Origin of the sequence: Actinoplanes sp. TFC3 (assembly GCF_001553785.1) — a bacterium.
Classification (GTDB): domain Bacteria; phylum Actinomycetota; class Actinomycetes; order Mycobacteriales; family Micromonosporaceae; genus Actinoplanes.
Genome location: NZ_LOJP01000002.1, coordinates 590,573 through 602,908, shown reverse-complemented (window position 1 = coordinate 602,908; position 12,336 = coordinate 590,573). Strand labels below are relative to the sequence as shown.

General features: G+C 69.7%; 15 protein-coding genes and 1 pseudogene. 11 read left to right on the top strand and 5 right to left on the bottom strand.

What is annotated here, in order from left to right; genetic code table 11:
* Positions 1-16 precede the first annotated feature (16 nt).
* The 3 genes from TFC3_RS29845 to TFC3_RS29835 all read left to right on the top strand — a co-directional run bounded on the left by TFC3_RS29845 (position 17) and on the right by TFC3_RS29835 (position 2,532).
* A complete protein-coding gene (locus TFC3_RS29845; RefSeq protein ID WP_067508704.1) occupies positions 17-868 on the top strand; it encodes a PHP domain-containing protein in 852 nt (283 codons plus the stop codon).
* Positions 869-919: 51 nt separating this feature from the next.
* A complete protein-coding gene (locus TFC3_RS29840; protein WP_067508702.1) occupies positions 920-1,540 on the top strand; it encodes a MarC family protein in 621 nt (206 codons plus the stop codon).
* A 119-nt stretch (positions 1,541-1,659) separates the two neighbouring features.
* The gene (locus TFC3_RS29835) at positions 1,660-2,532 is read left to right on the top strand and encodes a PD-(D/E)XK nuclease family protein (RefSeq protein WP_067508700.1); all 873 of its coding nucleotides are present in this window, start codon (positions 1,660-1,662) and stop codon (positions 2,530-2,532) included.
* Here TFC3_RS29835 and TFC3_RS29830 read toward each other — a convergent pair.
* Entirely contained in the window at positions 2,529-3,389 is an 861-nt protein-coding gene (locus TFC3_RS29830) for an oxygenase MpaB family protein (RefSeq protein WP_067508698.1), read from the bottom strand. The two genes, TFC3_RS29835 and TFC3_RS29830, sit on opposite strands and share 4 nt — an antisense overlap.
* Before the next feature lie 27 nt (positions 3,390-3,416).
* Positions 3,417-3,848, bottom strand: a complete 432-nt coding sequence (locus TFC3_RS29825; RefSeq protein WP_067508696.1) for a Fur family transcriptional regulator — start codon at positions 3,846-3,848, stop codon at positions 3,417-3,419.
* Positions 3,849-3,987: 139 nt separating this feature from the next.
* Between TFC3_RS29825 and TFC3_RS29820 the strand changes: the two genes are divergently transcribed.
* A complete protein-coding gene (locus TFC3_RS29820) occupies positions 3,988-4,473 on the top strand; it encodes a DUF2231 domain-containing protein (protein ID WP_369819707.1) in 486 nt (161 codons plus the stop codon).
* A gap of 67 nt (positions 4,474-4,540) precedes the next feature.
* On the opposite strand, the gene TFC3_RS29815 is transcribed toward TFC3_RS29820, so the two are convergent.
* Positions 4,541-4,873 carry a translation initiation factor 2 gene (locus TFC3_RS29815; protein ID WP_067508691.1) on the bottom strand — a complete coding sequence of 111 codons (333 nt, stop codon included), beginning with the start codon at positions 4,871-4,873 and terminating at the stop codon, positions 4,541-4,543.
* Between the two features lie 56 nt (positions 4,874-4,929).
* Between TFC3_RS29815 and TFC3_RS29810 the strand changes: the two genes are divergently transcribed.
* Positions 4,930-5,115 (top strand): hypothetical protein, encoded by a 186-nt coding sequence (locus TFC3_RS29810; RefSeq protein ID WP_067508689.1) that lies wholly within the window; start codon positions 4,930-4,932, stop codon positions 5,113-5,115.
* An 84-nt stretch (positions 5,116-5,199) separates the two neighbouring features.
* Here TFC3_RS29810 and TFC3_RS38295 read toward each other — a convergent pair whose 3' ends face one another.
* Positions 5,200-5,448, bottom strand: a complete 249-nt coding sequence (locus TFC3_RS38295; protein ID WP_161952703.1) for a hypothetical protein — start codon at positions 5,446-5,448, stop codon at positions 5,200-5,202.
* A 368-nt stretch (positions 5,449-5,816) separates the two neighbouring features.
* Between TFC3_RS38295 and TFC3_RS39760 the strand changes: the two genes are divergently transcribed.
* A complete protein-coding gene (locus tag TFC3_RS39760) occupies positions 5,817-6,038 on the top strand; it encodes a hypothetical protein (RefSeq protein WP_236718619.1) in 222 nt (73 codons plus the stop codon).
* Between the two features lie 246 nt (positions 6,039-6,284).
* Here TFC3_RS39760 and TFC3_RS29795 read toward each other — a convergent pair whose 3' ends face one another.
* Complete coding sequence (locus tag TFC3_RS29795) at positions 6,285-6,932, bottom strand: 5-formyltetrahydrofolate cyclo-ligase (RefSeq protein WP_067508683.1); 648 nt, start codon at positions 6,930-6,932, stop codon at positions 6,285-6,287.
* Between the two features lie 82 nt (positions 6,933-7,014).
* Between TFC3_RS29795 and TFC3_RS29790 the strand changes: the two genes are divergently transcribed.
* From TFC3_RS29790 to TFC3_RS37490, 5 genes and pseudogenes are all read left to right on the top strand, one after another.
* The gene (locus tag TFC3_RS29790) at positions 7,015-9,027 is read left to right on the top strand and encodes a diguanylate cyclase (protein WP_067508681.1); all 2,013 of its coding nucleotides are present in this window, start codon (positions 7,015-7,017) and stop codon (positions 9,025-9,027) included.
* Positions 9,028-9,077: 50 nt separating this feature from the next.
* Positions 9,078-9,992, top strand: a complete 915-nt coding sequence (locus TFC3_RS29785) for a UTP--glucose-1-phosphate uridylyltransferase (RefSeq protein WP_067508679.1) — start codon at positions 9,078-9,080, stop codon at positions 9,990-9,992.
* Complete coding sequence (glp, locus tag TFC3_RS29780) at positions 9,989-11,299, top strand: gephyrin-like molybdotransferase Glp (protein ID WP_067508677.1); 1,311 nt, start codon at positions 9,989-9,991, stop codon at positions 11,297-11,299. The genes TFC3_RS29785 and glp overlap by 4 nt, the downstream gene beginning before the upstream one ends.
* The gene (locus tag TFC3_RS29775; protein ID WP_067508675.1) at positions 11,296-11,940 is read left to right on the top strand and encodes a GNAT family N-acetyltransferase; all 645 of its coding nucleotides are present in this window, start codon (positions 11,296-11,298) and stop codon (positions 11,938-11,940) included. Before glp ends, TFC3_RS29775 begins: the two co-directional genes overlap by 4 nt.
* A gap of 148 nt (positions 11,941-12,088) precedes the next feature.
* A pseudogene (locus TFC3_RS37490) lies at positions 12,089-12,336 on the top strand (hypothetical protein); the annotation flags it as partial.

The following is a 12,336-nucleotide window of genomic DNA, read 5'->3' as shown; positions in this document are numbered from 1 at the left end:
CGGTAGCGTTCGGCGAGTGACCAGAATCGACCTGCACTGTCACTCGACGGCCAGTGACGGCACGCTGACCCCGTCCGAGTTGATGCGCGCGGGTGCCGAGGCCGGTCTCGACGTGATGGCCATCACTGACCACGACACCACCGGCGGCTGGGATGAAGCCGCGGCGGCGCGACCCGAGGGGCTGAAGCTGGTCCGGGGGGCCGAGCTGTCCTGCCGGTGGTTCGGTGCTGAGCCGGCGATCGCGTTGCATCTGCTGGCCTATCTCTTCGACCCGCACGAGCCGCAGCTCGCCGCGGACCTGGTCCGGTTGCGTGAGGACCGGGAGCAACGGGCCGAGAAGATCGTCGAGCTGTTGCGGGCCGACGGGGTGGATATCTCCTGGCCCGAGGTGCACGGGTATGCCGCGGGGGGCTCGGTGGGGCGCCCGCACATCGCTCAGGCGCTGATCCGGGCCGGTTTGGTGCGCACCACGAACGAGGCGTTCGCGTCGCGGTGGCTGGGCGCGCGCTACTTCGTACCGAAAACTGATCTTGATGTTTTCGAGGCGGTGCGGGCGGTGCGGGCGGCCGGGGGAGTGGCTGTTTTTGCCCACCCGAACGCAACAGTGCGGGGGCGCATCGTCCCGGACAAGCTGATCGTCGATCTGGCGGCGGCGGGCCTGTTCGGGCTGGAAGCCGATCACGAGGATCACTCGCCGCAGCAGCGGGCCCAGGTGCGGGCACTGGCCGGCGACCTCGGGCTCGTCGTCACCGGCTCGTCCGACTTTCACGGCACCCACAAGACCGTCCGGCTCGGCGCGTTCACGACCGAGCCGTGGGCGTACGAGAAAATCGCCGCTGCCGCGACCGGAGTCCCCGTCCTGGGGTGACGGTCCTCGCAGTTCAGGGCGCCGGACGCGAGCGCCACCTAGGTTGAGCGCGTGAACCTGAAGTTGTTCGGCGAGTTCTTCCTGACCTTGCTGGTGATCGTGGACCCGCCGGGCATGGTGCCCGTGTTCCTCGCCCTCACCGGCACCCTGCCGGCCAAGGAGCGCGTGCGCGCCGGCACCCAAGCGGTGCTGCTCGCGCTGGGCGTGATCGTCATCTTTGCCGTGGCCGGGCAAACCCTGCTCGACTATCTGCACGTCCAGCTCCCGGCGCTGCAGGGCGCGGGCGGTCTGCTGCTCGTGCTGGTGGCGTTGCAGCTGCTCACCGGCAAGACCGACGAGCCCTCGGAGCAGGGCGGCACCAGCAATGTGGCGCTGGTCCCCATCGGCACGCCGCTGCTGGCCGGCCCCGGGGCGATCGTGGCGACCATGCTGTTCGTGCAGCGGGCGAACGGGGTCGGCGAGTACACGGTGATCGGGCTCGGCATCCTCGGCGTCATGGCGACGGTCTGGCTGGTCCTGCGCTTCTCCGGGGTGATCGTCAAGCTGCTGCGCCCGGCCGGCATCGAGGTGCTGACCCGCATCGCCGGTCTGCTGCTCGCCGCGATCGCCATCCAGTTGATCGCCGATGCCACTGCCGCATTCGTGGAGCTTTACGCCGCGGGGAGTCACTGAGGGTTATTGAGGACCAACCTCGAGTTCCACCGCCTGCAGGTGGGCAGTTTGGTCCCCACCGTCCTGAATCATCCTCACTGAGTACCGGTTTTGTCGTAGGGGCCTGAGAGGATTGTGTCGTGCCAAGGACCTCCTCGCGATCGGCCGGCGTGCCCCAGCAGCTGGGCTTCGACGGCATGCCCGAACGCCTCTTCGTCTGCACGCCCAGCAAGCTGGGTTCGTTCGCGGACTGCCCGCGGCGTTACCGCTACAGCTATGTCGACCGGCCGAGCCCGTCTAAGGGCCCGCCGTGGGCGCACAACTCGCTCGGCGCCAGCGTGCATACGGCTCTGAAGAACTGGTACGCCGTGCCGGCCGCCCGCCGCGCTGCTGCCTCGCTGCCCACGCTGCTCAAGACCACCTGGGTACGTGAGGGTTACCGCGATGTCGACCTGGAACGGGTTGCCTATCGCAAGGCACTGGGCTGGCTCGACACGTACGTCGCCGGGCTGGACCCGCAGGAGGAGCCGCTCGGGGTGGAGCGGGTGGTCGCCACCAAGACGTCGGTGCTGGCCTTCAACGGGCGCGCCGACCGCATCGACGGCCGCGACGGGGAAGCGGTGATCGTCGACTACAAGACCGGGCGCACGGGGCTGGACGCGGACGACGCCCGGGGCTCGCAGGCGTTGGCGTTGTATGCGTACGCGGCTCAGCGGGTGTTCCGGCGTCCGTGTCACAAGGTCGAGCTGCATCACCTGCCGACGGGCACGGTGGCGGCGCACGAGCACACCGAGGAGTCGCTGGCCCGGCAGGTGACCCGGGCCGAGGAAACCGCTCGCGACATCATGGCGGCCGAGAAAGCGGTAGCGGCCGGCGCCGATCCCGACGACGAGTTCCCGACCAATCCCGGCTCGCTGTGCAGTTGGTGCGACTTCCGCAAGTCCTGCCCGGCCGGCAAGGAGATGGCGGCGAAGGAACCCTGGGCTGCCGTGGAGCACTTGGAACGCGCTTAGGCCAGGCCGGCTCGCTCCAGGGCGACGCGACGCATGGGGGCTACCCGGTAGCGCGCGGGCATGGCGGCCAGGGCGGCATTCAGGAGCAGACGGATTCCTCGTACGGACAAATCGGCTGACTTGTCGGTCGTGGGCCAGCCGAGCCCGCCGTACATTTTGCGAGCCCAGGACGGCAACAGCGCGGCTGCTGTGCCGGCGACACCGAAGTACGCCCACCGAGCCGGACCCAGGGTCAGGCTCATCCGCAGCGGAAGGCTGCCCCAATGCTCCGGCACGGGCGGCACGGTCAGGAAGAACGCGGTCTCGGCGCTGTCCTTGGTGATGCCCAGCTCAGGCTGCATCGCCGCGTAGTAGTCGGCTACCTCGGCGGCCGTCGACGGCACGGTAGCCGGGTCCAATCCGACGACCTCGGCCGCGCGAAGCTGCTCGGTGTAGTAGCGGTCCACCTCCGCGTCAGTCAGCTCCAGACCGGCCCGGCGGGCGGTGGTCAGGAACGACTCCACCTCGGCCACATGCACCCATCGCAGCAGGTCAGGTTCGTCCAGCCGAAACCTTTCCCCGGTGCGAGGATCGGTCGCCCGCATCGCCGCGTGGATGCGCCGGACCCGGCTCGCCGCCTGCTCGACCTCCGCCGCGGTGCCGTACAGAACCGTGCCGACGTAGGCCGACGTGCGCTCCAGACGTCCCCACGGGTCGGTGCGATAGCTGGAATTCTGGTTGATCGCGGCGACAGCCCGGGGGTGCAGCGCCTGAAGATAGAGCGAGCGCAGCCCGCCAACCGAGACGATGGGTTCCGCGTGCACCTTCCACGAAACCGAACCGGGGCCGAAGAGTCCGAGGTCAGCCGCAGTGTTCATCAATCCAGCGTGCCACGCGCAACCGCGTTATGCCGCTTGGTCGGCTCGGCGCTCGTGCTGGCACTGCGGGCACAGACCCCAGAAGGTGATCTCGGCCTCGTCCACCTCGAAGCCGTGACCGATGCCCGGATCGATGCAGGGACGTTCGTCCACCAGGCAATCCACGTCCCGGATCGTGCCGCAGCCGCGGCAGACGATGTGGTGATGGTTGTCACCGACGCGAGCCTCGTAGCGGGCCGGGCTGCCCGCGGGCTCGATCCGGCGGGCCAGGCCGGCGCGGGACAGGGCGCCGAGCACGTCGTAGATCGCCTGGGTGGACACCGAGTCGAGCCGCGCGCGTACCTGCCGGGTGATTTCCTCGACCTCGAGGTGACCGCCCTGGGTGAGCACGTCGAGCACGGCGAGGCGCGGCCGCGTCACCCGCAGGCCCTGGCCGCGCAGCAGCTCCTCGCCGGTCATCTCACCATCATGACAGCACAGGCAACATCGCCGGCCGATGAACCAGATCGGCGACCCGCGCGTAACCGCAGTGAGGAGTTGTTTGCAAAGTCAGATAAGTTCGGCGGGCGGCCCGATACTTAAACCTTCAACGAGAGGGGTGCCAGTGTTCGACCAGATCAACGGCTTGCCCGTGCACGCGCTTGTCCTGCACGCCGCGGTGGTGTTCGTGCCGCTGCTGGCCCTGGTGGCCATCGTCTACGCGGTGCTGCCCCGCTGGCGCACCAAAATCGGCTGGGCCGCGATCCTGCTCGCGATCATCGCGCCGATCTGCACGTACGTCACCATGGCCTCCGGTTCGAAGCTGCGCGAACGGCTCATCGCCAACGGAATGAGCGGCCCGCCGCTGGAGAAGATCGACGATCACATGGGGTACGGCGGGCTGACGTTCTACTTCGCGCTCGGCCTCGGCGTGGTGACGCTGGTGATGGTGCTGCTGACGCTGCGCCGCCCCGGCAACCGGCTCGCCCTGCCGGCGGACCTCGGCCTCGCGGTCGTAATGGTGGCGCTGGCCGCGCTGTCGGGCTACTACGTCTACAAGACCGGCGACACGGGGGCTCAGGCGGTCTGGGGCACGTCCGCCTGAGCGAAGCTGCCGTCCCGGCCGCCATGTGGGGTGGTGGCCGGGACGGTTTTACGCCTTCGTCAGGAGGCTAGAAGATGATGCGGGCGCAGAGCAGGCACATCAGGATCAGGGCGATGGCGCCAGCGACCAGGCCAACGCCGTAGGTCGTTGTGCGCGCGGCACCTTCGGCTTCGTCCAGCGCGGCATTGTCCTGGGCCGGCATCGAGCGCGGCGGCGGGGGCTGTGACACCACCGGGGGACGCCAGTGCGGGGATGTCGGTGGTTGCTTGGGTGGTCCTTCGTACACCGGCTTGGGATCGGGGGCCGGGGCGGGGCGGGCGGCGCCGAACATATCCGGCGCGGAGTCCGGCCGCTTCCAGTACGCGTCGTCATCGGGTCCGGTCGGGGCGCTCACGTTCATCGACGCTACATCTATCGGGGGCCGACAGCGCGCGCCACGCGGCCTACCCTCATAGCGTGGACATCCTTGACGAACCCGACCGCGACGCGGACGCCGAGCGCCCCGTCGACTTCGAATCCGAAGAAGCACCAGTGCTCCCGGACCAGACCCGCGACGACACCGAGCGTGGCTGGGGCTATCGCAGCACCGAGGACTCGAACGACGACCGCCTGTTCGAGGACCGGCCGCCGCACTGGGGCTGAGCCCACCGCTGCTTTCCCGCGGCTCGATCACCGTCTCGAGCCGCGGACCCCACGCGGTTCGGTCGCCGTCGCGAGCCGCGGCCCTCAGCCGCTGGGCCGGATCACTATCGCGTAGCCCTCGGCGGCTGGGCTGACGGCTGTCCGGGCAACCTCCGGCGGCAGACCCAGCAGCAGCCCACCGCTGAGCGGATCCTCCAAGCCGGTGACCCCGAGTACGGGGGCATCGGTGGCGATCGGGTGCGCGCTGTCGCTGGGCCGGAAAAGGTCCACCCGGTCGCGCAGCTTCACCAGCCGCAGCGCAGCAGGCTCAGCCAGCCGAACCGGCACTCCCACCAGCCCCTCAGGCGCCTGGAACAGCCCGGACGCGGTTGCGGTGGGCGTCGGGAGGCGCGGGACTGCTGAGGCCGTACGAGCTGGGGCTGTTGGGTCGCAACTGGACCGGCCCGACAAGAGCGCCAGGACCGCCAGAGCGGCCAGCAGCGCAGTTGCGGATGCTCGCATCGTCCACCGGCGCCAGGGCGGGCGGCGGAACGTTTTCAGTGATGGTTCCGATGAGGTTCGCACGCGGCGAACCTAGGCAGATCGCGCTGCCGGGTGCTGGGGCGCCTGTGGACAGGGACGCCCTGTGGATAACTCCGGAACGCGCTGGGCGAGGCGGTAGAACATACGGGTCAGCCCGAGCCGTGGTTCGGCTCGGGCTGGTGCAGCGGCGAACCGCTCAGGACGAGGCTGCGGCTGAGGACGTGGACGAGGAAGAGGACGACGAGGAAGCCGAGGATGACGACGAGGAGGTCGAGGCCGGTGCCGGCGAAGGTGTGGTCGATGACGATGACGATGACGAGTCGGAGGACGACTTGCTCTCCGAGGGGGTCGAGGCGCTCTTCTCAGCGCTCACGTTGCCCGAGCGCGAGTCGTTGCGGTAGAAGCCGGAGCCCTTGAAGACGATGCCGACCGAGTTGAAGACCTTGCGGAGCTTGCCGCCGCAGGCCGGGCACTCCGTGAGGGCGGGGTCGGAGAATGACTGCACGCGCTCGAGCTGCTCGCCACACTCGGTGCAGGCGTACTGGTACGTGGGCACTGGTCCTCCGCGTCGGTCATGCGAACTGGTCGTTCAAGAGGAAGCGCTTGGCACTCCCTGTCCACGAGTGCCAATGTTCCGTCATCGGAGTTTATTTCGTCCAGTCGGCAGCCCCACTGAGCCCCTCCGAGGGGGTGATCGTGGCCCGTACGTGACGGTCGTGCGCCTCGGCGGGCACCCGATCGACCAGCTCGCCGTCGTGCAACAGGGCAACGGTGAACGCCTGCGGTGACACCCGGGCGAGCGCGCGATCGTAGGAGCCGCCGCCCCGGCCCATCCGTACGCCGCGCCGGTCCACGGCCAGCGCCGGGACCACGACCAACCCGGCCTCCGCCACGGCCGCAACTCCTAGCCGGCGGCCCACGGGTTCCAGCAGCCCTCTCGGGCCGGGTCGCACCGAGCCGGGGCCGTCGTACTGCGCCCAGTCGAGGTCGCCATCGGGGAGAAGCACCGGCAGCAGCACGGTCGCGGTCCGGTGGGCCCGGGTGCGGCCCGCAGTGGGCACTCTCCGTAGTGCCTCGGGCAGCCCGGGTCCACCCGGTTCCGGGCCGATGGGGACATAGGTGGCGATGACTGTGGGTGACTGGTTGTGGATCTCTACGAGCAGGGCCGCGGTGACCGCTTCGGCCGCTTCGCGCAGGGATCCCGGCGTTTTTGATCTACGCGCTGCGAGGATTCGTGTGCGGAGTGCGATCTTTCCGGCTCGTAGGCTTTCCGCGTCACCGATGAAATCGGGCACGCAACACCCCCTTGGGAAACCCGGCAAACGGTGCGCACTATGTCAGCATCGCTGGAATAGAAGGCCACTTCCAGGAGGATGCGTGACTCTGCGTGGCCGACTCACCGCCGCTTTTCTCGCGGTTGTGCTCGGCCCGGTTCTGCTCGGGTCCTTCTTCGTCGGAATGACGGTGGCCACGGTGAGCCAGGATCGGACGGTCGAGCGGCTCGATCATGCCGTAACGACCACGCGCACCGCTATCGGAGCCCTCTGCCGCCAGCTGCAGGCGGTCGCGGATGCCGTCGCCGTGCTCGGTGCTGGTGAGCAGCGCACCGCTGCGGAGCAGATGATTACGCGCGGGCTGGCCACCGAGGTGCGTATCGGCGGCCGGCAGAACCCCGGTGAGCGGGACTGCGCCAAGCCGGCCCAGCAGCCCGGAAACATCTCGGCGGTGGTGGCCAGCGCGGTGCAGGGCGACGTTGTCGTGTTCGCCGTCGAACGGATCGATCCGGCGCTGATCCGGCGGCTTGCGGGCACCAGCGGCGCCGAGGTTGAGATCTCCACCACGGCAAGGGCCGGTGACCAGGTACGGCACCTGTCCGCCGAACCGGGTCAGCCCCTCCCGCTGACGGTCCGGGTGTACTCGGATCAGCCCGGGGCCCTCTATGCCTTCCTGGCCGTGGCGGTGCTGGCGGTTGCCGGGCTGGCGATCTTCGCGGCTCGCTGGCTGGCCCGGTCGACCACCCGGCCGCTGGAGGAGCTGGCGTGGGCGGCCGGCAAGGTGGCCGGCGGCGATCTGGAGGTACGGGTCCCGGTCGGGCGGGTCGACGAGATAGGGCGGCTGGCGGGCACGTTCAACCGGATGACCCGCGAGCTGCGGTCGTACGTGCAAGCCTTGACGGCCAGTCGTGACCAGCTACGGGGACATCTGGCGATCCTGGGCGACACGCTGTCGAGCACTCACGATCTGCACCGGATCCTGCAGGTGATCCTGCAGACCGCACGGGCCGCCACGGGGGCGCGGGGCGGGGTGGTGCTGCTGCTCGACCCGGCCGACGGGATGCTGGCCGCCCGGTGTGCCGAGGGGCTGAGCGGGCAGTGGGACGTACCGGAAAAGGATCTTCCGTCTTTGCGGATTGCGCTCGGGCAGGGGATTCTCGGGACGGTTGCCGCTGGTGCCGAGCCGCGGCGAGGGGTGCGCCCGGCGGTTCTTGGCGATGAGCCGGCCTGTCAGACCTATGTTGCCGTGCCCATCTGTGCACCCGCGACCGTCGACGATCCGCTCTGGCCCGGCGATCCGGCCGCGGAGGGCGGTAAGCCGGCCACATTGGGGGTACTCGCCCTGTACGACCGGCTCGGAGCGGATGAGTTCGACGATGCCGACCTGCTCACTCTGCGCACGTTTGCCGGACAGGCCGGGGTCGCCGTGCACAACGTACGGGTGCATGAGGAAGCGCAACGGCTGTCCCTCACCGACCCTCTCACGGGTTTGTGGAACTACCGCTACCTGCGGGAATCGCTGCGGCGCGAGGTCGAGCGGGCCAACCGGTTCGCGCGGATGCTCACCGTCCTGGTGTTGGATCTCGATCACTTCAAGGACGTCAACGACACGTACGGTCACGCCGCCGGCGACTCGGTGCTCGGGGAGTTCGCGCGGCGGGTACGCGAGGGGCTGCGCGAAGTTGACGTCGCTTTCCGGCAGGGCGGTGAGGAATTTGTGGTGCTTCTCCCCGAAACGGACGCGTACGGGGGGATCATCGTGGCCGAACGCCTCGGCGCCGCGATCCGGGAGATGCCGGTCCGCGTCGAGTCCCGCAGTGGGGAGGCGAGGATGCAACTCACGGTCCCGATCTCCGTCTCCATTGGTATAGCCGTCTATCCCGAGCACGGTGGCAGCGCGCAACAGGTGCTCGATGCCGCGGATGACGCCCTGTATGCCGCGAAGCATGCCGGGCGTGACACGTACCGGCTCGCCGAGCGTCAGCAGGTGCCCAACGTGAATGTGACTCAATCCTCAGTTTCAGCCCGGGTGCCGGAGGGGCAAAGCGAGAATCTGGGATCCGTGACGGGCGCGCCCGGTGGGCCACAACCGCCACGGCAGGCGCGCGGCCGATAGTCTCGCGGCATGTCCGGGCATGAACACAGCGAAGGTGCGGTGACCCTCAAATGACCACGCAGGAGCACGAGACCGGCCGGCGAGCCGTCAAGGCCGTCATTCCGGCGGCCGGGCTCGCGACCCGATTCCTCCCTGCCACCAAGGCTGTTCCCAAGGAACTGCTACCCGTTGTGGACCGCCCGGTCCTGCAGTACATCGTCGAGGAGGCGGCCGCAGCGGGCATCACCGATGTCCTGCTGGTCACCGGCCGTGGCAAGACCTCGATGGTCGACCATTTCGACCGCCGGCCCGACGTCGAGGCGCGGCTGGAGGAAAAAGGCGACAAAGAGCGGCTTGCGGCCGTACGGCGGACAAGCGAACTGGCCGACATCTACACCTGCCGCCAGGGTGAGCCGCTCGGCCTCGGCCATGCCGTTGGGGTGGCCGCCTCGCACGTGGGTGACAACGCGTTCGCCGTGCTGCTCGGTGACGAGTTCGTCGAGCAGGACCGGCCGCTGCTGCCGGCCATGCTCGACCTGCAGGCGCGCACCGGCGGCATCGTGCTTGCCTTCATCGAGGTCGCACCCGAGGAGACCAGCCGCTACGGCATCGCCTCGGTGAAGGAGTCGGAGTTCGGCGAGGACATCGTCGAGGTCACCGGCCTGGTCGAGAAGCCGTCGCCGGCCGAAGCGCCGAGCAACCTCGCCGTGGTCGGCCGCTACGTGTTGCCCGCCAAGATCTTCGAGGCGATCAACAACACCAAGCCCGGCAGCGGCGGCGAGATCCAGCTGACCGACGCGATGGCGCAGCTCCTGACCGAGGGCACACCGGTGCACGGCATCGTCTACCGCGGGCACCGCTACGACACCGGCATGCCGCTGGGTTATCTGCAGACCGTTGTCGAGATCGCGGCAAAGCGGCCCGACTTCGGCGCGGAATTCCGGCAATGGCTGGGCGAGTTCGTAGCCGGCGGTGCCAAGGGATGACCGCCACGGCCGATGCCGAGGCGGCCGCCAACGAGCTGATGCCTCTCGCCGAATACCTGGGCAGCGTGCTGCGCAGGTTGCGGGCGCTGCCTCCGCTCGACCTCGACCTCACCCAGGCGCACGGCAACGTGCTGGCGCACGACGTGCTGGCCCCGCACCCCTATCCGGCCTTTGACCAGGCCGCGATCGACGGGTACGCGGCCCGCTGGGAAGACCTCGCCTCGGCCGGGCGCAAGGGCTCACACCCCTCCTTCGGCTCGTTCGAGGCGGGGCTGCGCCCGGTGCGGCTCAACGTTGTCGGCGACCTGGGGGCGGCTAGCTGGCGGCCGGTGCGGCTGACCCCGGGCACCTGCTTCTCGGTGGCGGCCGGGGCGCCGCTACCGATCGGTGCCGACGTGGTCGTACCCGTGCACTGGACCGACCAGGGCATGGCCGCGGTGGAGATCATGCACGCCCCGAAGCGGGGATCCGGGGTCCGGCGGGCGGGCGACGAGCTGCCCGTCGGCCGGGTGCTCGCGCCGGCCGGCTCCTACGTCACCCCGGCCATGGTCGCGGTTTTCGCGGCGTCCGGCATCGGGCATGTGGTCGTGCGGCCCAGCCCCCGGGTGGTCGTGGTGGCCACCGGCGACGAGCTGGTCGACGTGGGCCGGCCCAGCCAGCCCGGCCAGGTCGTGGACGCGAATTCCCATGCGCTCACGGCGGCGGCGGTGGAAGCGGGCGCTTTGGCGTACCGGATCGGCATCTGCGACGACGACCCCGAAGGCCTGCGCGGCTTGCTCGAAGATCAGACGCTGCGGGCCGATTTGATCATTACAACTGGAGGCACCGGTACGGGCCCAGGAGACATGCTGCGCCGCGTGCTCTCCCGGCGTGACCACGGTCGCGGGGTGGTCGAGTTCACCGACGTGGCCCTCTCGCCGGGGGCCACGCTGGGCTTCGGCACCGTCGGGGGCGAAGAGGTGCCGGTGGTCTGCCTGCCGGGCGAGCCGGGTGCGGCGCTCATCGGCTTCGAGGTGCTGGCCCGTCCGATCATTCAGTTGCTCGCCGGCGCCGAACCGGTGTTCCGGCACAGCGTCAAGGCGCACCTGCTGGAAACCGTCTCCTCACCCGGCGGCCTGCGCGAATTCCGGCCGGCTCACGTCGCCGAACGGCGCGGCGGCGGCTACACGGTGCAGCCACTCGCCGGTGGGCCGTACACTCTGTCCGGCCTTGCCGAAGCCAACGGTCTGCTGGTGCTCGGCGAGCGGGTCACCGCGGCAGCCGCCGGGTCGACCGTGGACGTGCTGCTGCTCGACCGGAGGCGATGATGCTGGGCTCCACGCCCGGATGGCCTGCCGTCCTGGCGGACGGTGCCGTCCTGCTCAGGCCCTATCGGCGCAGCGATGCGCGGGCCTGGTCCGAAGTCCGGATCGCCAACCAGCCCTGGCTGAGCCCGTGGGAGTCGGCGCCCCCCGGCCCCTGGGCCGAGATGAACTCCCCGCGGACCTACCTGTACGTGTACCGCGACATGAAGCGCGCGGCCCGGCGCGGCGAGAGCATGCCGTTCGCGGTGTGCCTGCGCGAGAACGACGGTCAGGAGCGCCTGGTCGGGCACCTCAACCTGGGCAGCATCGTGCGGCGCGCGTTCAGCTCGGCGTACGCCGGCTATTGGGTCGACTCCCGGGTGGCCGGACGGGGCGTGATCCCAACCGCGTTGGCGCTGGCTGTGGACCACGCGTTCGGGCCGGGCGGCCTGCACCGCATCGAGGTGAACATCCGCCCCGAGAACGCTCCCAGCCGCCGGGTGGTGGAGAAACTCGGGTTCCGTGAAGAGGCCTACCACCCGCGCTACATGCACATCGACGGGGCTTGGCGCGACCACCTCGGCTACGCGATGACCAGCGAAGAAGTAGCAGCCGAAGGCGGGCTGCTGGCGCGCTGGCGCCGGCTCCGTACCACAGCAAAATGATCTTCGGCTAGTCCCCAACCGGCGCGCCGCGCCGATATTGGCAGCTCTCGTGCGTAATCTCGGGGAGATTGCGACTTTTTCGTGTCCGGTTTTTCGTGTCTGGTGCATCCCGCCGGGCGCGCCACGAAGGCTGACGGGAGGGGTGAGGGTGCCGACCTCGGTGCTCCTCGCCGTCCTCGCTGCGGCCGGGCTGCTCGCCCTCGCACCGGCGCTCGTCCGCCGGTACGACGCCACCGAGCGCCTGGCCGCGGAGCGGGCGTCGTCGACGGCTCGGGTGCTGCAGCGCCGCCGTCGGCTCCGTACTGTGCCCGGACGCCGACCGGTCAACCCCGGCCGCCAGTACATGGTTACGTCGCGGACCCTAACGGGTGAACCTGCGAGCCCCACGCCCGACCC

Coding starts and splice junctions, on each gene's coding strand:
- TFC3_RS29830 (WP_067508698.1), bottom strand. CDS start 3,389: ATGAACACTGCGGCTGACCTCGGACTCTTCGGCCCCGGTTCGGTTTCG.
- TFC3_RS29825 (WP_067508696.1), bottom strand. CDS start 3,848: ATGACCGGCGAGGAGCTGCTGCGCGGCCAGGGCCTGCGGGTGACGCGG.
- TFC3_RS29815 (WP_067508691.1), bottom strand. CDS start 4,873: ATGAACGTGAGCGCCCCGACCGGACCCGATGACGACGCGTACTGGAAG.
- TFC3_RS29785 (WP_067508679.1), top strand. CDS start 9,078: ATGACCACGCAGGAGCACGAGACCGGCCGGCGAGCCGTCAAGGCCGTC.
- glp (WP_067508677.1), top strand. CDS start 9,989: ATGACCGCCACGGCCGATGCCGAGGCGGCCGCCAACGAGCTGATGCCT.
- TFC3_RS29775 (WP_067508675.1), top strand. CDS start 11,296: ATGATGCTGGGCTCCACGCCCGGATGGCCTGCCGTCCTGGCGGACGGT.